At 65.2% G+C, this 21,971-nt stretch carries 18 protein-coding genes; 10 read left to right on the top strand and 8 right to left on the bottom strand.

The annotated features are described in order from the left end of the window. Positions 1-50 precede the first annotated feature (50 nt). The 8 genes from BFN03_RS07260 to BFN03_RS07225 all read right to left on the bottom strand — a co-directional run bounded on the left by BFN03_RS07260 (position 51) and on the right by BFN03_RS07225 (position 11,364). The gene (locus BFN03_RS07260) at positions 51-878 is read right to left on the bottom strand and encodes a shikimate dehydrogenase (RefSeq protein WP_084385533.1); all 828 of its coding nucleotides are present in this window, start codon (positions 876-878) and stop codon (positions 51-53) included. Next, positions 868-2,430 (bottom strand): endolytic transglycosylase MltG, encoded by a 1,563-nt coding sequence (locus tag BFN03_RS07255; protein ID WP_070378453.1) that lies wholly within the window; start codon positions 2,428-2,430, stop codon positions 868-870. Before BFN03_RS07255 ends, BFN03_RS07260 begins: the two co-directional genes overlap by 11 nt. Continuing rightward, entirely contained in the window at positions 2,427-2,993 is a 567-nt protein-coding gene (ruvX, locus tag BFN03_RS07250) for a Holliday junction resolvase RuvX (RefSeq protein WP_070378452.1), read from the bottom strand. The genes BFN03_RS07255 and ruvX overlap by 4 nt, the downstream gene beginning before the upstream one ends. Positions 2,994-2,995: 2 nt before the next feature. Continuing rightward, positions 2,996-5,668 carry an alanine--tRNA ligase gene (gene alaS, locus BFN03_RS07245; RefSeq protein WP_070378451.1) on the bottom strand — a complete coding sequence of 891 codons (2,673 nt, stop codon included), beginning with the start codon at positions 5,666-5,668 and terminating at the stop codon, positions 2,996-2,998. A 188-nt stretch (positions 5,669-5,856) separates the two neighbouring features. Continuing rightward, a complete protein-coding gene (locus tag BFN03_RS07240; protein WP_070378450.1) occupies positions 5,857-7,293 on the bottom strand; it encodes a replication-associated recombination protein A in 1,437 nt (478 codons plus the stop codon). A gap of 53 nt (positions 7,294-7,346) precedes the next feature. Next, positions 7,347-8,522, bottom strand: coding sequence for a phosphotransferase family protein (locus tag BFN03_RS07235; RefSeq protein ID WP_070378449.1), 1,176 nt, complete (start codon positions 8,520-8,522; stop codon positions 7,347-7,349). A gap of 216 nt (positions 8,523-8,738) precedes the next feature. Next, on the bottom strand, positions 8,739-10,580 hold the full coding sequence (gene aspS, locus BFN03_RS07230; RefSeq protein ID WP_070378448.1) for an aspartate--tRNA ligase: 1,842 nt from the start codon (positions 10,578-10,580) through the stop codon (positions 8,739-8,741). Between the two features lie 166 nt (positions 10,581-10,746). After that, positions 10,747-11,364: a universal stress protein gene (locus tag BFN03_RS07225; protein WP_070378447.1), complete on the bottom strand. Its 618-nt coding sequence runs from the start codon at positions 11,362-11,364 to the stop codon at positions 10,747-10,749. Positions 11,365-11,690: 326 nt separating this feature from the next. On the opposite strand from BFN03_RS07225, the gene BFN03_RS07220 reads away from it, so the two are divergent. The 10 genes from BFN03_RS07220 to BFN03_RS07175 all read left to right on the top strand — a co-directional run bounded on the left by BFN03_RS07220 (position 11,691) and on the right by BFN03_RS07175 (position 21,924). Then, positions 11,691-13,337 (top strand): sulfatase-like hydrolase/transferase, encoded by a 1,647-nt coding sequence (locus BFN03_RS07220; protein ID WP_070378446.1) that lies wholly within the window; start codon positions 11,691-11,693, stop codon positions 13,335-13,337. A gap of 93 nt (positions 13,338-13,430) precedes the next feature. Continuing rightward, on the top strand, positions 13,431-14,339 hold the full coding sequence (locus tag BFN03_RS07215) for a DUF5995 family protein (RefSeq protein ID WP_157109574.1): 909 nt from the start codon (positions 13,431-13,433) through the stop codon (positions 14,337-14,339). 65 nt (positions 14,340-14,404) lie between these two features. Continuing rightward, positions 14,405-14,878: a nitroreductase family deazaflavin-dependent oxidoreductase gene (locus tag BFN03_RS07210; RefSeq protein ID WP_070378445.1), complete on the top strand. Its 474-nt coding sequence runs from the start codon at positions 14,405-14,407 to the stop codon at positions 14,876-14,878. 167 nt (positions 14,879-15,045) lie between these two features. Further along, the gene (locus BFN03_RS07205; protein ID WP_198163411.1) at positions 15,046-16,506 is read left to right on the top strand and encodes a YncE family protein; all 1,461 of its coding nucleotides are present in this window, start codon (positions 15,046-15,048) and stop codon (positions 16,504-16,506) included. Positions 16,507-16,549: 43 nt separating this feature from the next. Beyond that, a complete protein-coding gene (locus tag BFN03_RS07200) occupies positions 16,550-17,920 on the top strand; it encodes an FAD-binding oxidoreductase (RefSeq protein ID WP_070378443.1) in 1,371 nt (456 codons plus the stop codon). A gap of 96 nt (positions 17,921-18,016) precedes the next feature. After that, on the top strand, positions 18,017-18,355 hold the full coding sequence (locus tag BFN03_RS07195; RefSeq protein ID WP_157109573.1) for a hypothetical protein: 339 nt from the start codon (positions 18,017-18,019) through the stop codon (positions 18,353-18,355). A gap of 102 nt (positions 18,356-18,457) precedes the next feature. Further along, positions 18,458-19,441, top strand: coding sequence for an NYN domain-containing protein (locus BFN03_RS07190; protein WP_084385531.1), 984 nt, complete (start codon positions 18,458-18,460; stop codon positions 19,439-19,441). Positions 19,442-19,596: 155 nt separating this feature from the next. After that, positions 19,597-20,688 (top strand): hypothetical protein, encoded by a 1,092-nt coding sequence (locus BFN03_RS07185; protein WP_070378441.1) that lies wholly within the window; start codon positions 19,597-19,599, stop codon positions 20,686-20,688. A gap of 2 nt (positions 20,689-20,690) precedes the next feature. Next, a complete protein-coding gene (locus BFN03_RS07180) occupies positions 20,691-21,443 on the top strand; it encodes an ESX secretion-associated protein EspG (RefSeq protein ID WP_232320457.1) in 753 nt (250 codons plus the stop codon). A gap of 28 nt (positions 21,444-21,471) precedes the next feature. Beyond that, positions 21,472-21,924 carry a hypothetical protein gene (locus tag BFN03_RS07175; protein WP_232320455.1) on the top strand — a complete coding sequence of 151 codons (453 nt, stop codon included), beginning with the start codon at positions 21,472-21,474 and terminating at the stop codon, positions 21,922-21,924. The last annotated feature ends 47 nt before the right edge of the window (positions 21,925-21,971 follow it).

The following is a 21,971-nucleotide window of genomic DNA, read 5'->3' as shown; positions in this document are numbered from 1 at the left end:
TGACCAGCGCGGACGGTCGACCTGTGGACGCGGGCCGGGCCTGTGGACAACTAGCGCAGGGCGGCCGCCATCGCTGATCGCGGGGCGGGAAGGCCGGTAAACTGCTCCACTTGGCCGAATGCCTGATGGAGGAGCATCTCGAGCCCGCCGACCACTCGCCCACCGGCGTCTTCGACCGCCCTCGCCAACGGTGTCGGCCAGGGGTCGTAGATCGCGTCCAACACGAACGGCGCCCGCCCCAACGTCGCGGTGTGTTCACTGATCGCGACGGACGGCACGGTGCTCACCAGCACAGCGGCATCAGCGCAGCGGGTGCCGAGTTCCCGGCTGTCGAATCCCGACAACCGGGCGTCGAGACCCAGCGACTCCGCGAGTCTGAGAGCGCTCGAGGCCCGCCCGGCATCGCGGGCGACAACGGTCACGGTCGCCACGCCCAGGTCGGCCAATGCGGCCAGCGCAGGCCGGGCAGTCCCGCCGGCGCCGACGACAACGGCTTCGGCTCCGGACACGGGTCCGAGGCCACCCGCGATCAGTGCACCGCTGACACCGTCCACGTCGGTGCAGTCGGCACGCCAGCCGTCTTCGATGCGGACGAGCGTGTTCGCCGACCCGATCGCCACGGCCCGGTCGGTGCGCTCGGTCGCGAAGTTCAGCGCCGCGATCTTCCCCGGCATCGTGACGGACAGGCCGACCCATTCCGGCCCGAGCGCGGACACCAGACCCGGTAGCTCGTCTGCACCACATTCGATGCGGTCGTACGTCCACTCGGTCAGGCCAAGCGCCCGGTAGGCCGCAAGATGCAGTTGCGGCGAGCGCGAATGTGCGATCGGTCTGCCCAGCACGGCGGCCTTTCGCGCGGTCACGTGTTCATCGCCCACTGGCCAGGATCCCATTGCGCAGGGCCTCGTCGATGTTGGCCAAGTGCTCCTCGTAGCTCCTCGTGAACAACGTGGTCCCTTGCGAATCGACCGTCACGAAATAGATCCAGTCACCCGGCGCCGGTTGTTCGACGGCCTCGAGCGCGGCAATGCTCGGTGACGAGATCGGAGTGGCCGGCAAACCGGGGCTCGCGTACGTGTTCCAGGGCGTCACCCGAGCACGGTCGGCGTCCGTGGTGGCCAGTTCGGTGGTGTCGAGCTCGTAGTTGACCGTCGAGTCGAACTGTAGAGGTTGGTTCACCGCGAGGCGGTTCAAGATCACGCGAGCCACTTTCGAGAAATCCGCGGGCAACGACTCGCGTTCCACCAGTGACGCAGAGATCAGCATCTCGTAGGGCGATAGACCGGCCTGAATCCCGTCGGTGAGGATTCCGGTCGCTTCGTAGCTGGCGGCGCTCTGGCTGACCAGGTGCTCGAGAATGGCGGTCGGGCTCCAGGTCGGGTTGAAGTTCCAGGTTCCCGCCGCGATCAGCCCCTCGAGCTGCCGATCACGGTCCGGAACGCTTGCCACCGAGGCCCGCGCCCAGTCCGGCACACCGAGCGCGGTCAAGTCTCCGGCGCCGGCAGCGTTGAGGTCGTCGTAGCTGATACACGTCCGTTGGTCGCCATCGCCGAGGCAACTGGCCTCGGAGATGAGCGAGTAGATCCCGTGCTTCGTCGCGCCGGTCTGCACGTCGGTGGTGTCGTGGAGTTGTCTGCCCTCGGAGATGATCATCTGGCCGACGCGGGATGCGGGATCGATCAGGTCGTTCACCGCCTCGGCAGCAGGGATCTGGGTCGACAGACTGTAGAACCCGGGCTGCAGCGAGGTAATGGCCTCGTTCTGAAGCGCCGCGTTGTAGAAGGCCGCACCGCTCGCCACGACGTCCTGAGCCGTGAGCGCGGACCCGATCTGTTCCGCGGTATCTCCCGGATGCACCTCCACGACGACTTCGGGACCACCTGGCCCGGCGTAGTCTGCCGGTGCGCTGCCACCGAGGAATACCCTGCCACCCACGAACACCAGTCCGCCCAGCACGATCAGGACGACCGCGACCGCCATCACTCCGACGATCTTGCCGCGACGAGCCCGACCCCGGGCCTGCTTGCGCCGTCGGGCCTGCAGCCGAGCTTGCGCGCGGGTTGGCGGAATCACCCTGATGACCTGGGTCTCGGCCTCGGCGAACGCGGACCCGGGACGGTCGTACCGCCCGCCAGGATGGGAACCGCTCTCGTACGGGGAGTCGTCGTAGTCCGGGTATTCGTCGTATTCGTGCCGGCCGTAACCGGTGGGAGACGGACCGTATTCGAATTCGTACCCCGCGCGGTAACCGACATCTCGATGGTCCCAGCCGTCGTTCACCGAGCCGTGTCGGCCAGTCGTGATGTCGTCTGATTGTGGTTGGTGACTAACCGGATCGTCGTCCTCGTCGAGGTAGCGGTGCCGGCGGGGCTTGTTCGAGTGGTATCGGTGGTCTGGTCGCTCGCCCGAAGGTCGCCGATGATTGCTCACTGATCGGCCTCCGGCAGCTGCACGTCTCGACCCGATTCTGTTGCATCGATCGACGGGCTCTCCCCGTCGGTTTCCTTCATCGACGTGCTCCGCTCGTCCAGCCATCCCTGCAAAATTGCCACCGCAGCCACCTGATCGATCACAGGGCGCTGGCCCTTCGCGCTGACACCGCTCTCTCGAAGCGCTCGTGCAGCAGTGACGGTCGACAGACGTTCGTCCGCCATCCGCACCGGTATCGGATCCACTGTCCTCTGCAAACGCTTCGCGAACAAGGTAGCGATCGAGGCAGCCTTCCCCTGCTCACCCCGAAGGGTCTGGGGCAGGCCGACGACAACCTCCACCGCCTCGTACTCCTCCACGATGTCGGCGATCCGCCGAATGTCGGGCGAATCGCCCCCGCGTTCCTTGGATCGTGGCACCGTCTCGACGGGAGTTGCGAGGATCCCGTCGGGGTCGCTCGAGGCGACCCCGATCCGAACGCTGCCCACATCGATGCCGATACGGCGGCCGCGCCCGGGGTCGTCGGCACCAGGTCGATCCGGCCCCTTTTCTGCGCGATTCACCGTTACTTGTTCCCCACCTTGTCTGTGACGTGCTGCCGGACCACGTCGAGAGCATCGGCGATTCCGTTGGTGTCGGAGCCTGAACCCTGCGCCATGTCGGCCTTTCCGCCACCCCGGCCACCGATCTTCGGTCCGAAGTCCTTGACGAGATCACCGGCCGAGAGTCCGAGTTCCTGGGCGGACCCGTTGACGGACACCGCGAAGGGAACCTTGCCGTCGACGTTCCCGAGCAGGACCACCACCGCGGGTTGCGCACCGAACCTGCCGCGGATATCCGCGACCAGCCCGCGCAGGTCGTTGCCTCCGACCCCGGCCGGTGCGGAGTCCGCGACCAGCAGGACAGGTCCCACGCGCTGCGCCTTGTCGACGTAGGTCCCGGCCGCGGCCAGAACTGCCTGGGCCCGCACCTGTTCGAGTTCCTTCTCGGCCGCCCGAAGTCGGTCGACGAGCGCCTCGACGCGGGCGGGAACCTCCTCCGAGGGCACCTTCAGCGAGGCCGACAAACCCGCGAGGAGCGCGCGTTCCTTGGCGAGGTAGCGGTACGAGTCGAGCCCGACGAAGGCTTCGACGCGGCGCACGCCCGAGCCGATGGACTGCTCACCGAGCAGTGTGACGTTGCCGATCTGCGCAGAACTTCCCACATGGGTTCCGCCGCACAACTCCAACGAGAACGGCCCGCCGATCTCGACGACACGCACCTCGTCGCCGTAGTTCTCGCCGAACAACGCCATGGCGCCCATCGCCTTCGCCTTGTCGAGGTCGGTGACGAACGTGTTCACCGAGTAGTCCGCGGCCACCGCTTCGTTGGTGACCAGCTCGATGTCCTGCTTCTGCGCCTCCGACAGCGCGCCCTGCCAGGAGAAGTCGAACCGCAGGTAACCCGGCTTGTTCAGCGATCCGGCTTGAACGGCATTGGGGCCCAGCACCTGCCGCAACGCAGCATGCACCATGTGTGTGCCTGAGTGGCCCTGCGTGGCGCCCTTGCGCCACTCCGCGTCGACCTGCGCGAGAACGACGTCCCCCTCGGCGATCTGGCCTTCCTGCACCGTCACCTTGTGGACCCACAGCTTCTTGGCGATCTTCTGGACGTCATTGACCCTCACCCGCAACCCCGGACCGGTGAGGGTTCCCAGATCCGCGATCTGGCCGCCCGCTTCCGCATACAGCGGGCTGCGGTCGAGGATCACCTCTACGTCCTCGCCTGCCGCTACAACCGGGATCCGCTGACCGTTCGAGATCAGCGCGAGAACGTGTGCCTCGGAAACCAATTCGTGGAAACCGGTGAACTCGGTCGGCCCGCGGTCGAGGAGTTCCTTGTAGACCATGAGATCGGTGTGTGCATGTTTCCGCGCCTGAGCATCGTCCTTCGCGCGCTGACGCTGCTCCGCCATCAGCGACCGGAAACCGTCCTCGTCGACGGACAACCCGGCCTCGGCCGCCATCTCGAGGGTCAGGTCGATCGGGAACCCGTAGGTGTCGTGTAGCGCGAACGCCTGGTCGCCGCCGATCACCGACTTGCCGGATGCCTTGACCGATTCCGCGGCAACGTCGAACAGCTTGGAACCGGACGCCAGTGTCTTGAGGAAGGCCGACTCCTCACCGACCGCGACCCTCTCGATGCGCTCGAAGTCGGTGTCCAGCACGGGGTACGAAGGTGCCATGGTGTCGCGGACGACGGTGATGAACTCACGCATGCTGGGCTTGTCCGCGCCGAGCAACTTGGCGGAGCGCACGATGCGCCGCAGCAGTCTGCGGAGCACGTAACCGCGTCCGTCATTACCGGGATTCACGCCGTCTGCTATCAGCATCGCGGCGGTTCGGGCGTGGTCGGCAATCACCCGGAAACGGACGTCGTCGTCGTGGTTGGCGCCGTACCTGCGACCCGACAGTTCCTCCGCCTTCGCGATCACCGGGCGGACGAGATCGGTCTCGTAGACGTTGTCGACGCCCTGCAGCAGGAAGGCGACGCGCTCGACACCCATGCCGGTGTCGATGTTCTTCTTCGGCAACGGCCCGAGGATCTCGAAGTCGTCCTTGCTGGTGCCGAGGCCGCGTTCGTTCTGCATGAACACGAGATTCCAGATCTCCAGGTAGCGATCCTCGTCGGCCACCGGGCCACCCTCGACGCCGTACTCGGGGCCGCGGTCGTAGTAGATCTCCGAGCACGGACCGCAAGGGCCGGGAATGCCCATGGACCAGTAGTTGTCGGCAACACCACGGCGCTGGATCCGCTCATTCGGGATACCGACCTCGTCGCGCCAGATGTCGGCGGCCTCGTCGTCGTCGAGGTAGACGGTGACCCAGATCCGTTCGGGGTCGAACCCGTATCCACCGTCGTCGACACTCGAGGTCAGCAGCGACCATGCATGCTTGATCGCGTCGCGCTTGAAGTAGTCGCCGAACGAGAAGTTGCCGGCCATCTGAAAGAACGTGTTGTGGCGTGTGGTGTTGCCCACATTCTCGATATCGAGCGTGCGCACACACTTTTGGACGCTCGTCGCCGTCGGATACGGCGGGGTCTCCTGCCCCAGGAAGAACGGCACGAATTGCACCATCCCCGCGTTGACGAACAACAGGTTCGGATCGTCGAGAATCAGCGAGGCGCTGGGCACCTCCGTATGGCCCGCCTTGACGAAATGGTCGAGGAAGCGCCTGCGGATCTCGTGGGTCTGCACCTAGTTTGCCCTTCGCGTGTGACAGTGATTGACGCCGATCACACCGCGCGCACGGCGAATCGAGCACTCCCCAGCTTAACTGTCAGGTGAGGTCGGTTTCCGCTGGGCGCTTGCCGGTGCTCGTCGGGGGCACCACCATTGTGACGCGAAACACGCCCGAGTCCAAGCGGCTAGGCCGCTGAACGGCGTCAGCCGCGCACGATGCGCCGCAGCTTCTCCACACGCCCAGCGATGTCGCGTTCGCTGCCGTGTGTTGTGGGCTGGTAGTAGTCGACGCCCACGAGCTCGTCCGGCGGGTACTGCTGCGGCAACACTCCGTCGGGGTGGTCGTGCGGATAGCGGTATCCCACTGCGTTGCCCAGCTTCGCGGCGCCGGCGTAGTGACCGTCACGCAGATGGGGCGGGACCAGACCTGCCTTCCCTGCCGTCACGTCAGCCATCGCGGCACCCAACGCCGCGATGACCGCACCCGACTTCGGTGCGGTCGCGAGGTGAATGGTGGCTTGCGCGAGCGCAAGGCGTGCCTCCGGCATTCCGATCAACTGCACGGCCTGGGCGGCGGCGATGGCGGTCTGCAGAGCGGTCGGATCCGCCATCCCGATGTCCTCACTGGCGTGAACGACCAGCCGCCGGGCTATGAACCGGGGGTCTTCACCCGCGGTCAACATGCGCGCGAGATAGTGCAGCGCCGCGTCGACGTCCGATCCCCTGATGGACTTGATGAAGGCGCTGATGACGTCGTAATGCTGGTCACCGTCGCGGTCGTAGCGAACCGCAGCCTTGTCGACGCTCGCCTCGACCGTCGCGAGATCGAGCAGAACCGGACGCTGCCCGTCCCCCTCTTCCTCGAGCCCTGCTTTCTCGAGCCCCGCCTGGTCGAGTGCCGCACCTGCCGCAGCCTCCAGGGCGGTAAGTGCACGCCGAGCATCACCGGCGGCCAGGCGCACCAGGTGTTCCATCGCGTCGTCCGCGATCTCGATTTCGCCGGCCAAACCCCGCTCGTCGGTGCGGGCACGCTCGAGAAGCGCCTCGATGTCGTCTGCCGTCAGCGCCTGTAGTTGCAGCACCAGCGAGCGGGAAAGCAGCGGCGAGACGACGGAGAAGGAGGGGTTTTCGGTGGTTGCTGCGACGAGCAACACGATTCGGTTCTCCACCGCGGCGAGCAGTGCGTCCTGTTGGGTCTTGGAGAACCGATGCACCTCGTCGATGAACAGGACGGTCTGCTCCCCTGCTAGCAATCGTCGCCGTGCCAGGTCGATGACCGCACGCACTTCCTTCACGCCGGCGGAGAGCGCAGACAATGCCTCGAAACGTCGGCCCGTCGCACCCGAGATCAGGGATGCCAGGGTGGTTTTTCCGGTCCCTGGCGGACCGTACAGCAGGACTGAAGCCGCACCGGACCCCTCCACGAGGCGTCGCAGCGGCGCACCCGGCCCCAGCAGATGCTTCTGCCCGACCACCTCACCAAGGGTGCGGGGACGCATGCGCACAGCCAGAGGCGCGTGCGAGTTCACCGAAGTGGGGCTGGGGACGGGCTGGGGAGCCGACGCCTCTTCCCGTCCCATCGTTTCGAACAGTCCTACTGACTCGTCCCCGCCCACGTCCGAACCGAAGAGATCGCTCACAAGTTCGACGCTACCGGAGCGCTATCGGCTGACCTTTCCGACCGCGCGGGACGTCATCCAACGGACATCGCCTGCAACCTGTCGGCAATGGCACGGGCCTGATGGGCGACCACGGTGTTGCCGGCGCGGTTCGCCGAACGCGCCAGCTTGTCCCAGCGTCGCATCAACGCCAGCGACCGCGGCACCGACAGCTGGTGCTCGCGCACCGCCGCAATCCGCGTGTGATTGTCGGGCAGGAACAGGTAGGTGCTGAGCCACACCCAGATCAGCTGCGCCTCGACCATGCGAGTGGCGAGCACGTTGTTGTCCGCGAGGGCAGGCCACATCCCCACCACCTCGGCACGCCAGGCCTCGATCATTGCCTGCGTCCGATCTTCGGACAGGTCGAGGCTGCACAGGCAGCACGGGAACGAGACCAGCGCGTAGGCGATGTCGAGCATTGCGTCGCGGAATCCGCCCCACTCGTAGTCCAGGAATCGCACACCCTCGTCGTTGACGATGATGTTGTCCGGGCACAGGTCGGAGGGGCTGAACGCGCGGAACCGGCGACTCTCGAACAGCTTCGCGGCATGCGCCACCTGATCGGTCATGTCCGGGGAGACGTCGATGCCGAGGATCTCGGAGAGGAGCCCCGGCACCGCGGGCACCGCCCGCTCCACCTGACCGGCCACCGTGTCGTCGCAACGCGACACACCCGCGCGACGAAGCAGCGCGGTGAAGTCTTCCTCCCGGCCCACAGTGGCCGCATGCATCCTGCCGAGCGCCTGGGCCATCGCCATCAACGTGTTGGCGACTGTATCCGAGTCGGAATGCTCGAGAAGCGCGCTGATCGGGCTCACGTCACCGAGGTCACTGAGCACGAGCAGTCGAGCATCGAGATCGGATGCGAGCAATTCCGCACCCGGACGGCTATCGGTCGCGAGAGCGGTCGCGAACTGGTACGACACCGCCTCGCGAAGGAACGCGCCACCGCTGTCTCCCGCCAAGTCATCGGGGTCGACGGCCCGGGTTCCAGCAACCCCGGACTCCCTGCGAACCTGCTTGATCACCAAGGTCCGCGGGAGGGAAAACGGATTCTCCGCCACACGCACCCGAAGGACGATGGAACGGCCACTACCCCCGAGATCCACGGGATCTACCAGCGTCACAGATGCACCGGTACGACGGGTGAGCAGCTTTTCCGCTGCGGCAACTACCTCGGAAACGGGGTCTGCCAGCATTACAGTCATCGTGAACCAACTTACCTGCTAGTCACAAAAATGATCGAGTCCTTTTGTGGGGGCCTCGGTGAATTTCAGCACTTCGGTAGGCCCGGTGCGAGCACTTCGAGCAAAGCCACATCAACTGTCACCGCAATGGTGCCGTTTCGTGCCTCTGCCGGCGCGCCGTGAACGAACTCGTAACACCGCACCGATAGCCGAACCCACGATCCCCCCGGCGCCTGCCTACCTCACGGCCCCGCCGACGGACTCTGCCGCTGTCTCAGCCTTCGGCACGGTCTCACCCTTTCGCTGAGAGTCAGCCTTCGGCTCGGGAGTGGCATCGACACCCGATTCCTTGCGCTGCTGCGCTGTGATCGGGGCGGGCGCTTCGGTGAGCGGGTCGACGCCGCCACCCGACTTGGGGAAGGCAATGACTTCACGGATCGAGTCGACGCCCGCCAACAGTGCTGTGATCCGGTCCCAGCCGAACGCGATACCCCCGTGCGGCGGCGCTCCGAACGCGAAAGCGTCGAGGAGGAACCCGAACTTTTCCTCGGCCTCTTCGTGGGAGATGCCCATCACCTCGAACACTCGTTCCTGAATGTCCTTGCGATGGATACGGATACTGCCGCCGCCGATCTCGTTGCCGTTGCACACGATGTCGTAGGCGTAGGCGAGCGCCGAACTCGGATCGGTGTCGAACGTGTCGATCGACTCGGGCTTGGGTGAGGTGAACGCGTGATGCACAGCCGTCCAGGCGCTGTAGCCGAGGGCGACGTCGCCACTGGCGGTGGCCTCGGCGGTGGGCTCGAACAGCGGGGCATCGACGATCCACACGAACGCCCAGGCGTCGGGGTCGATCAGGTCCTGCCGGTGGGCGATCTCCCCCCGAGCGGCACCGAGGAGGGCACGCGAGGACTTGGTCGGTCCGGCGGCGAAGAAGATGCAGTCTCCCGGCTTCGCGCCGACGTGCTCGGCTAGCCCGGCGCGTTCGACATCGGTGAGGTTCTTGGCCACCGGACCACCGAGGGTGCCGTCCTCGCCGACGAGCACATATGCCAGTCCCTTCGACCCGCGCTGCTTGGCCCACTCCTGCCAGGCATCGAGCTGCCTGCGCGGCTGACTCGCGCCACCGGGCATGACCACCGCGCCAACGTACTCGGCCTGGAACACGCGGAAGGTGGTGTCCTTGAAGAACTCGGCGCACTCGACCAGTTCGACATCGAAACGCAGGTCCGGCTTGTCGGTACCGAATCGACGCATGGCCTCGGCATAGGTCATCCGCTGGATCGGGGTCTTGATCTCATGCCCGACGAGCCTCCACAGCGCGGTGAGCACTTCCTCGGCGAGCAGAATCACGTCGTCCTGGTTGACGAAGCTCATCTCGATGTCGAGCTGGGTGAACTCGGGCTGCCGGTCCGCACGGAAGTCTTCGTCGCGGTAGCAGCGGGCGATCTGGTAGTACCGCTCGATGCCTCCGACCATGAGCAGCTGCTTGAACAGCTGGGGGCTCTGCGGCAACGCGTAGAAGCTGCCCGGCTGCAGGCGTGCGGGAACCAGGAAGTCACGGGCGCCCTCCGGGGTCGAGCGCGTCAGGGTGGGGGTCTCGACCTCGACGAACTCGTGGTGCGCCAACACCGCCCGGGCGGCCGCGTTGACCTTCGACCGCAACCGGATGGCGTGTCCAGGACCCTCGCGGCGCAGATCCAGGTAGCGATACTTCAGACGCGCTTCCTCACCTGCCTGATCATCGAGCTGGAACGGAAGCGGCGCACTCTCGTTGAGAACCTCGAGCTCGGCGGCGTTGACCTCGATCGCCCCCGTGGGGATCTCGAAGTTCTGGTTGCCCTCGGGGCGAACCTCGACAACGCCGGTCACCTTGATGCAGTACTCGGCGCGCAGGCGGTGGGCCTGCTCTGCGGCGGCACCCTCACGGAACACCACCTGCGACACACCCGAGGCGTCGCGCAAATCGATGAAGATCACCCCGCCGTGATCTCGGCGCCTGGCAACCCACCCGGTCAGGGTGACGGTCTGCTGGGCCTGCTCGGCTCGCAATGAACCGGCGAGATGTGTGCGCAGCACGGGACTTCCTTTCGAAACATGAGGCAAGGTACTTCGTTGCTTCCAGATCCTGTTGCTTCCAGATCCTACGGAGATGCCTCGCGTGAGCGCTAAACGCGTACCCATTTCACGTGGACCACAAGGGTGAACGACGCCGAATCCATCACCGGTGCGCACCCGTCGACGCTCAGGGTTCGACGACCAGTACGGGCACCTTGGCGTGCTGCACCAGATCGCTGGACACACTGCCCATCAACCTCTTGGAGAGCCCCCGTCCGCGCCGGCTGACGACGAGGAGGTCGACTTCCTGTTCTTCGGCGAACTGACGCAGCGCCTCACCCGGAGGGCCGGCCAATACCTCGTAGTTCGTCCGTACCCCGGGTAGGCGGGAGGCGGCGGCCGCCAGCCGGGCTGTGGCCTCCTCGACCTCGTTCCCGGAGGCACCCTCGCTCGCATCGTCGTAGGAAACCACCTCCGCAAGGATGACGGACCCACATCGGCTTCCCATCAACTCGATCGCGGCCGCGAGGGCTCTTTCCGATTCGGCTGAGCCGTCCAGCCCCACCAGCAGTCGCCGCTCGTCCGCAGAAGCCGATCCCGCGGAGTCCACGCCTTCCGGGCCCGTAGCAGCCAGTACGGGACGGCGCTCCGCACGTTCGAAAGCGATCGGAACGAACAGTGGCCCCAGGATCACCGCGACAATCGTCCACATCGCAGAATGCCCTCTCCGGGCCATCCACAGTCCCGTAATCAGCCCGATCACGATCCAGGCGACTACAAAGACGATCACCGCAGTCGAGTTCATAGCTCAACAATAGCCACCGGTCACCGCGCCCCGTAGCTCCGAACGGCACCTTTTCGTAGGACCATCGGCACCACATGTATCGACACTTCCTACCATGGGGTTGACAAGACATCGTCGATTGCCAGATCGAGAATCCAACCGGGGCAACGCATTCAGCAATATCACGGTCCTTCGAATCCGCCTGGCCGGGCCGTATGCAAGATTCGCGAAATTGCCCCTGACGCAATCCAAACGGCCAATTTCACCACCACGCCTCGAGCACTCACCTGCCCGGCACTTTCTCGATTTGCGTCCGCGCGGGTTCGTGACCGCGCGACAATGAGGCGATGACTCGAGAGCGCGAGCACGCAGAATCTGCAGGCACGGGCGGAGTTCCCCGACGGGCGTTCCTGGGCGGCGCCGGAACACTACTCGCGGCGGGCATGGCGAGCATGGCCGCGAGCGGAAGGCAACCTGCGGCGGCCGAATCGGCCGGCTCACTGCCGCAGCGCCCGAACATCGTGGTGATCATCACCGATCAGGAACGCGAGCCTATGCACTGGCCAGAGGGATGGGCACAGCAGAACCTCCCCAACCGCCAGCGGCTCGCTAACCAGGGCCTCACGTTCAACCGGGCTTACTGCAACAGTGCTATGTGTTCGCCGAGCCGAGCGACCTTCTTCACCGGGCTCTACCCGGCGCAGCACGGGGTGACCAACACACTGACCGAGGGTGGCACTCTCTCCCCATCCGAGCCTCAGCTGCGCCTCGATGAGCAGAACATGGCCAAACTACTGGCCTCGGCCGGGTACAACGTCCAGTATCGAGGCAAGTGGCACCTGAGCAAGAACGCCGACGGTGGCGAACCCAACAGCGCCGATCTTGCGGCCTATGGGTTCGACGGATGGGTTCCGCCCGAGTTGGGCCAGGACATTGATCCAGCCCACTTCGGCGGTGGGTGCGCCGACCTCGACCGCGGCGTCGCCGAACAGGCCGCCGATTTTCTCAGGAACCTCGACCCCACCGACACGAGGCCGTTCGCACTGATCGTCTCCCTCGCCAACCCGCACGACATTCTGGCTTACCCGCAGACGTGGGATCAGCAGGACGGCGACTGCGACAACTACGGCTCCGCAGCGCCTGTGGCGTTCAATCAGGGAATCGATCTGCCGCCCACCGCAGACGAGGTCCTCGCGCTCAATTTCAAGCCGAGCGCGCAGGTGCAGTCCCAGCTCCTGCTCGCCGCCGCGTTGGGCCCGCTTGTCGGCGTGGAGGCGATGAAGAACTACGCCAACTTCTATGCGTACGTTCAGAAGGTGGTCGACAATCACATCGGTACCGTGCTCGACGCCCTCGACGCCACGCCGGGTCTGCGTGAGAACTCGGTCGTCTTCAGGATCTCGGACCACGGCGAGATGGGACTGTCGCACGGCGGGCTCCGGCAGAAGGTGTTCAACGTCTACGAGGAAACAACGAACGTGCCTCTGGTCATCAGCAATCCGGTGCTCTTCCCCGGACCTGTCAAAACCGACGCACTGGCCTCGCTCATCGATGTGATGCCCACCCTCGCCACGCTTGCCCACGTCCCGGACCGCGCGTCGTGGAACTTCCTCGGCACCGACCTGGCACCGGTGATCGCCGAGGCATCCGCACGGCCGGGTGCCCCCGTCACGCCGGTGCAAGAGTTCATCCACTTCACCTACGACGATCAGAATCCCGGAGCCCCCGATGGCCAGTTCATCGTGCAGGAACCGAGTCACATCCGCGCCATCTGGAATGATCGCTGGAAATACGCCCTGTACTTCGACCCTGCCGGCGTCGCTGGCCCGCAATATGAAATGTACGACCTGCTCGAAGACCCGTACGAACTCCACAACATGGCCGTTCCTGGCAACGTCGGATTCTACTCCCCCGAGCAGGCTGCGAACATGCACGCACAACTGATTCAGGTAATGGCAGAGAAGGGGACCACGCCGCCGCCCGGAACCTTCTGACTAGAGCGGGCGCTGTCCTCTTGGAGCGAATAGTCCAGGAAACGCCCTGACCGATCAACACCGGGGACGCTGGCGACTGGCTATGCTTCGCCGGTGAGATTCGCACGAACGACTACCGGCCTTCTCATCGCATTGTTCTCGGCGGCACTTCCTTCGACGTCTGCCGCTCCCCCAAGTGCATCGGCACAGTCGGCGAACGCGACCCCGCAGGCGTGCGGAACTCCCTTGACCGCAGCCGAAATCGATCGCATCGCCTCACTGTCGGACCTCTCGACCCTGCCCGCGACCTCGCCCCTCGAACGCCTCGAGGACGAGGTCGCACGGCACGAGGAGATCACCGAAATTCTCGTGCGGCAACGCGATTGGCGGGGATTGTTCTCGATCGGCCTGGACGCCGTCGAGCGCGCAGCCGTCATGCCGATGCAACGCGACCCCGAGAGCTTCGGTGATCGGGACTGGGGGCACGCCATCAGTTCCGACCTGCTGCGGCGCTACCTCGTCAATCTGCACGCCGAGTTCACCGGAGCACCAGTCGATCCCCATTGGGCGCCGTACTTCACGATGAGCAGGCAGTGCGAGGCATCGCCCGCAGAGGTCGCCATGGCGGGATACAACGCACATCTCACGGTAGATCTGGCATACGCCGTCGCCGCAGCAGGCACCGAACAGTCCGATGTGCCCGACTACTACCGGATCGTGGATGCAATCGCTCTCGAGGCGGACACGATCGTCGAGGGAACCCGCAACGTCTACGGCGCAGATCTGGGGCCGCTGTGGAGCTTCTACGCTCTCGGCGAGGGCCTCGACCGTTTGGCGGGCGAGGGTGTCGCATCCGAGACCCTCCTGCGAGCCGCAGACAGTGGGTACAACACGGTCACGCTCGCTCACGGTTTCGCGCTGCAGGATTCGCGGACCGCACCCGCGGCCCAGACGTCGATCGCCATGCTGCACCGGGCGGTCGACGGAGCGATCGGCGTGCTGTCCGATCTCGGCGGTCTGTGAACGAGGCACCTGCCAGGTCAGTTCGGTCGCTGGGGCAACTCCGCCGCAAGTGCTGTACTGGTGGCATGCCTCTTTCCGGCGAATACGAACCCAGCAAGTCGAAGTTCTTCCTCAGAGGGGAAATGATTGTCGTTGCTGATCAGGTCGAACTGTACGAGAAATCCGGGGGCGCGGAGGGGGCGTTCACCCGAGGAAGTCCCACGGTGGTGATGACAAGCAGGGGCGCCAAGTCCGGCAAACTCAGAAAGACCCCTTTGGCTCGTATCGAACACGACGGCGAGTATGCGATTGTGGGCACGCACCGTGGCGCGACGAAGAACCCGGACTGGTGCTACAACCTGCTCGCCGATCCACACGTCGTACTGCAAGATCGGGCCACGATACGGGACATGATTGCCCGCGAGGTCACCGGAGACGAGAAGGCCCTCTGGTGGGATCGAGCACTACAGATAATCCCGTCGATCACCGAGTACAAGAAGAAGGCTGGACGCGAGATACCGGTCTTCGTTCTCACACCAGAGGCTCCTACCGCCCAGTAGGGGCGCTGCGCACGCACGCGAGGATATCTGCGCACCGTCGCGGTGCCTCGGTTCGTCAGTACCTTGGAAGAGTCTCCGAGGTTGCCTCGGACCCACCCCGCCGCATGCGACGCCGTCGGTCCCCCTGATCTCGGGCGACATACACCCGCTCGAGAGAGGCAATGCAAGTGGCTGTATCCAGCGTATTGAGGCGACGGAACTGGGTCGCCGGAGTGCTCGCCGCGACCGTGGGGGTCACCGCGGCGTGCTCATCGACTACTGAAGAAACCGAACAGTCTCCGCCCGCGTCCAATGCCAGCGGAGTCGTGCAGGCTCCCGCTCTCGCCGGTGAAGGCCAACCGATCTCGTCAATGGACCGCGTCTATGTAGCTGACCAGACATCGAACGGGGTCAGCGTCATCAACCCCGCCACGAACGAGGTCCTGGGATCGATCGCGCTGGGTTCGCAGCGCCTCGACGGAGTCCTCGGGCCACAGTACGTCTCGAACATCGACGTGCACGGCCTCGGATTCTCGCAGGACGGGCAGCATCTCGGTGTGGTCAGCGTGACCACCAACACGGTGACCATCATCAACACCGCCGACAACACCATCGCCAACCAGACCTACGTCGGCCGCGCCCCGCACGAGGGGTTCTTCACCCCGGACGGCAGCGAGTTCTGGGTCGCCGACCGCGCACTCGCCCAGGTCGACATCGTCGACGTCGCGAACGGCGGGGTCACCGGACACATCGAGACCGGTGACGGCCCCTCCAAGGTGCTCTTCAGCCCCGACGGACAAACGGCCTACGTCAACCACATCCGGTCCGCGACCATCGACGTCATCGACGTCGCCTCCAAGCAGGTCTCATCCGTGATCGACGGACTCGCCGACCCCATGTCCTCCGACTTCGGGCTCTCCCCGGACGGTGCAGAACTGTGGGCGCCGCACAAGGGTGTCGGGAAGGCGAGCATCATCGACACCAACTCCGGCACGGTCAAGGCCATCATCGACACCGGCCCGGACGTCAACCACGCGAACTTCGTCACCACCGACGAGGGCGACCTCGTCTACCTCACGGTGGGCGGCACCAACGAGATCCGGGTCTACCAGCGCACGTCCGAGGGCCCACCGGAACTGATCCACACCATCATGTCGACCGGGGTCGAACCCCACGGCATCTGGCCCAGCCCCGACAACACCCGCGTCTACGCTGTCAACGAGCACTCCGACAGCGTGTCGGTCATCGACACCGCCACGCAGTCGGTCATCGCCACTCTCGACACCGGCCAGGAGGGGCAGGCCCTCGTCTACGTCGCCAACGCGGTTCCGGACGGCGACGGCACCGAGAACCTCACCCAACAGGGCATCGGCGCGCGCGTCGAGAACGCCGACATCCCGTTGGACGGACCGGGTTATGCACGGGTCACTGTCCGTGAGGTCGACGGACAAGACATGTTCAGCATCGACGGTGCCGGGCTGATGCCGAGCACCACCTACACCGCGACCGCCGACCTCGACGGCCAGGCCGTTCCGATCCTCTCGTTCACCACCAACGACATCGGCTACGAGATGCAGGCCGCCGCGTTCACCGAGTTCTTCGACAACTACGACATAGGCAGCGTGAGGATTACCCCGCAAACCGAGTGAGGTTTTCGTCCGCGAGTTCGGTATACGGCGGCATGATAGACGCATGACGGCGGTGATTCTGGATCAACTCGAAGCCGTGCTGCCCGACGGCGCGGTTGTGACCGATCCGGACATCACCGCCGGATACCGCCAGGACTGGGCGGCCGACCCGGGTGCAGGCACCCCTGTCGCGGTGGTCCGCGCAACCTGCACCGAGGACGTGCAGGCCGTGATGCGCTGGGCGTCGCAGCATCGGGTGCCCGTGGTGCCGCGCGGCACAGGCACGGGGTTGACCGGCGGGTCGAGCGCCGTCGACGGGGGCATCGTCCTGAGTACCGAACGGATGCGAGCGGTCAGCGTCGATCCGATCGCCCGGGTCGCGGTCGCCCAACCCGGGCTGCTCAACGCCGAGGTGAAGAAGGCCGCCGCAGAACACGGACTCTGGTATCCACCGGACCCGTCGTCGGTCGACATCTGCTCGATCGGCGGCAACGCCGCCACCAACGCGGGTGGGTTGTGCTGCGTCAAATACGGCGTGACCACCGACTACATTCTCGGGATGCAGGTGGTCCTCGCCGATGGCAGCGCCGTGCGTCTCGGCGGGCCGCTGCTCAAAGATGTCGCCGGACTGTCGTTGACGAAACTGTTCGTCGGCAGCGAAGGGACGCTCGGGATCATCACCGAACTGACGCTGCGCCTCATCCCGCCGCAACCGTCGGCGTCGACCGTGGTCGCATCCTTCAGGTCGGTCGAGTCCGCCGCCGACGCCATCCTCATGATCACGAGCCAGATTCGTCCCGCGATGCTCGAATTCATGGACCAAGCAAGTATCAACGCCGTCGAGGACACCGTCCGCATGGGTCTGGACCGTAATGCACGCGCACTGCTGCTCGCCCAATCCGACTCCCCCGGCGCAGCCGGTACCCGCGAGATCGAGACCATCGTCGGCGCCTGCGAAACACATGGCGCCACCGAGGTATTCGACACCGATAATGCCGAGGAGGGCGAGGCCTTCACTGCCGCAAGACGATCCGTGCTGCCCGCTACGATGGCGTTGGGCAGTGTGCTCCTCGAGGACGTCGGAGTCCCGATGCGGCAGCTGCCCTCGCTCATCACCGGTATCGAAGCGATCTCCGAGGACTGCAACATCCTCATCGCCACCGTCGCGCACGCCGGAGACGGCAATGCCCACCCCCTCATCGTCTTCGACTCCACCGACCCCGACGCAACCGAACGGGCCCACGTAGCCTTCAACCGCGTCATGGAACTCGTCATTGCGTTGGACGGCACCATCACCGGCGAACACGGCATCGGACGACTCAAGCGGGACTGGCTGCCAAGACAACTCGGCGCGGATGTCATGGAGTTGAACCGACGGATCAAGGCGGCGCTGGATCCCTTGGGGATTCTCAATCCCGGCGCGGTGCTCGCCTGACCTCAGCTGTTACTGTCTGTCGGCTATCTGTTGCTCGAACCGCCGCAGATCAGCAACCAACTGGTCGTGCTGGGAAATCAGGAGCGGGGAGGCGATATGAGCCGATCGAAGACTCTCGATCTGTCTGATCGAGTCGAGCGAATGGGGGCGCTCGAGGACCGATTCGGAATCACACTCGAGGCAATGTACGCAGTCTTCAAGGAAGACGAGTACGCCAACGAAGTCCGAGTCAACTTCGACGTCGTATCCCCGAACGGCGGTATCGACACCGATCTCCAGATATTTGTCTCCGCCTACAATTCGAGTGGACAGCTCATCGCAACGACGTACACGTACGTCGACGGAGATGACTTCATCGGTCTCGAATCCTGCAGCGAGCGGCTCGACTGTGACGAACCGCCGACCAAGATCCGCGTGTACCCAAAGAGCAACTAGCGCGTCCAGTGAATTATGGGCCAGCACATTTGGTTTGGCTGTCGCGGGCGCAGCAAGCGCTGGCTGTGACGCCTACGTCAGCCGGCGTGTCATAGTGAGCGCATGCGGACGACCTGCTCTCTCTACATCGATGCCGGATACCTACTCGCCTCAGCCGCGACACGCGTCACCGGCACCTCGCTACGCGGCGGGATCTACGTCGACTACTCCACGCTGATCAGTTCACTGGTCGACGCGGCAGAAGCCCGATCGGGCCTGCCGGTGCTCCGGGTGCATTGGTACGACTCGGCAAAGAACGGCGTCCCCGACGCACAGCAGGAGCGCATCGGCGAGCTCCCCAAAGTCAAGCTCCGCCTGGGGCGATTCGGCGTCAACGGCGAGCAGAAGGGGGTCGATCTTCGCATCGGACTCGACCTCGTGGCCCACGCACGCAATAGAGCAGCCGACGTGTTCTTCCTCGTCTCGGGCGACGACGACCTCACCGAAGCAGTCGAAGAGGCACAGGTACACGGCGTCCAAGTCGTGCTGCTTGCCGTGCCAAGCGCTAGCGGCAAGCCACATGGCGTGAGCAGGCACCTGATACGGGCCGCCGACGAGCTCGACTACATCGACGGTGCCGCAGTCGATGCCGCGGTCATGAAGGTCGATCGCCAACCAGCACCTGAGCCGATCACACCAGAACCGACGCCTACGCCGGCACGTCCCGCCGTCGCGCACGCAAAGTCGGCCGTGCGCACTCCCCTCGACCTCGCGGCTATTCCGCAAGGTTCGACTGCGCAGCGCCAGACGAACGTGCTCGCCTACAGTGTCTCGACCGGATCCCCGGCTCAGGTACTGCCGGGGTACGACGAAGACGACGAGCAAGACCACTTGATCGACGAGGTCGTGGCGCGGGTCCTGGCCTCTTTTCGGGAGAGCGCCAGCTATGACGACAAACTCGAACTCCAGCGTGCACGGCCGTCGATCCCCCGCGACATCGACCGCGCGCTCCTGCTCGACGCCTCCGACGCGATGGATAGGTACGACCTGGACGAGAGGATCCGGCACCAGTTGCGTACGCGCTTCTGGGAGAAGTACGACGACTGAGCCAGACTTGGCGAAACGAGATACCGGCAGCATCACGTAGAGCGCACCCATGCTGCGAACGGCCGGTGCTACTCGCGTGGTTGGAACCGGATATGGTGTCGGCGCGTCATATGGGTCGAGGCGGGTGCAGGCCGCGTCGTGTCGAGGGGGGATTTTTGAACGAGCTGATCTATGTCCCGGATCCGGAGTACTTCCAGGGCGACGAGTGGACCCCTGAGAGGTTGTACGACCTCGCCCAGTCGATGTCTCCGGCGACCATCGAGCAGGTGCAGAGCACGTGGCGTTCGCTCGGTGAGGACGCTTCCACGACGATCGGCGCCTTCGTCGACGGGATCCGGCGAGAGATAGCCACCAGTTGGCAAGGACAGGCGGCGAGCAACGCGGACAGCAACGCGAGCGACTACGCGAGAAGCGCAGATCCGACGAGGTCACAGCTCCAGGGGGTGGCGAACGCGCTCGATCCGATCTACCAGGCGGCAACCCAGCTCAAGTCGGGGGCGGTACCGGAGGTTCAGGGCCTGAACTGGTACGACAACCTGACCCCCTGGCTCTCGAATGCGGACCAAGAGTACTACCGCCGCCACGGCGAGGCACTCGACGCGATGAACAACATCTACCGCCCCGGTGTGCAAGACACCGACAGAGAAGTTCCCGTGTTCGACCAACTCGAAGACGTTGTCAAGCCCCCCGATTCGACGGTGCCACGCACGGGATCTTCTCCCGATGGTCACGGTGGTGGCCCGGGCCGTCCGGGCACTGCACCGGTCTCATCGCCCGAATACGGTCAGGGCGACGATGAGCCTGGCTGGGGCCAGACCGGTCCGCCCCCGGGCTCGGGGGACAGTCCAGCATCCACGACGGCCGCATCCGCCACAGGGAGCCCGGTGCCCTCGGGTATGCCTACGTCGGGCGACGCATCCCGGCTTGGTAGCAATCCCGGCATCGGTGGTGGCGGAGGCGGAGTCGGCGGCGGCGTGGCCGCCGCAGGTGGGGGGTTCGCCGGAAGGGCCCCCGGCGCCATGCCGGGTGCGGGAGGTGCTGCCGGGGTCAGGGCCGGTGGACTCTCCGGTGCGGGTGTGCGGGGACCCGGGATGATGGGCGGCGGCATGATGGGCGCGCCTGGAGCCCGCAGCGGCGGCGACGGCGACAAGGAACACAAGACACCTGGCTACCTGGTGACCCTCGACAACGGGAACGAACTGATCGGCAAGTTCCCTGCTGTGGCTCCTCCGGTGATCGGAGCATGAACATGCGCAACTGGCAGTTACGTGGCGAGCAGTTCGGGGCATTGTGGGCGGCCACCGGACACGATCGGCCTCCCTTCCCGTTCAGCCTGATCAGCCCAGCCCGCACCTACAACGCTTTCGAGCACGAGCAGAACCAGATCCGGGAAGCCTTCGCTGCTGACGATCGTCAGAATGTGCGCGCTGCAGTGAACGTCCTCGCCGAACCCGAGGTGTTCGTGGAAGTCGTCGGCCAGACAGTCGACGAGGCGCCGATCAGGATCATCGGTGCGCAACTACAGCGGTGGTGCGCGATCGCGGTGCAGCAGCCCGGCGCGACACCCGCCGTGGGTGGTGACGTCGTGCTGGGTGCGGGCATCACCGACGATCTGGCCTCACTGTTGATCGGATTGATCCCGCAGAACGCCGCCGGACGACGCACCTTCGCGCGCCGTGATGAGCCTGAGCCCGACTACTTCTCGCAGGGCGTTCTCCGCAGCGCCGGCGCCGCATCCGCCGCCCCCAAACTCGAAAACGCCATGCGGAAGGCCTACGCCGGCAGCGGCACGATCCGAGTCCTACAGGGTCCGCGGCACGTGCGCGGCGAACTGAGCACGATGCGGTGGATCGACATCGCAGGCGACGGACGGTACCTCGTCGGCCCCCGCGACCCGAACGCCGCAGCAGCGGCTGGCCCTGAATTGCTGGTGCGCACGCTGACTTCCCTGATCGGTGAGGGACTCCGTATGCAGCGTGAAATGGCCGAGCACCGTTGGTAACGAACGAAATACGCAACGAGGGGCACCCATGACAAATCCGGAGACACCACAGCCGGTACCCGAACCGGACCAGAACCCCGTCCCGCAGAGCACGGAATGGAACCGGATCACCGCAGCGGCCCTGAGCGAAGGATCACTGCGTGTCGATCCGGAGGGGCTGCGTCGGTGCATCACAATGTGTGACGAGCACGCCAAGAACATGCGGAGAATGGCCGAGCGGGCCAGGGAAGAACTGTGGATCGAGTCCCTGGGAATCGGCGAACATGAGTTGGAATCGGCCCGGCTGCTGATCCAGAAGTTCAACGACAAGGCTGTCGGAGGCGGGAAGATTGCCTACGAAAGCTCCGCAGTCGGATTGCTCTTATCCCACGAACGTTACGCACTCGACATGAAAGCGACTTTCGAAGCTGTGCTGAGGGCCTACGAGGAACAAGAAGGCATCACGGCCAGTGCACTTGGCCAGATCGGAGGCGTTCTGTGATAGTGCGACGCAGGCATTCCCGTACCGCCGCGGCGGCTGCAATCGCG

It is taken from the genome of Rhodococcus sp. WMMA185 (genome assembly GCF_001767395.1).
Lineage (GTDB): Bacteria > Actinomycetota > Actinomycetes > Mycobacteriales > Mycobacteriaceae > Rhodococcus_F.
The sequence above is the reverse complement of the archived record's forward strand: the minus strand, read 5'-3'. Positions and strand labels throughout refer to the sequence as shown.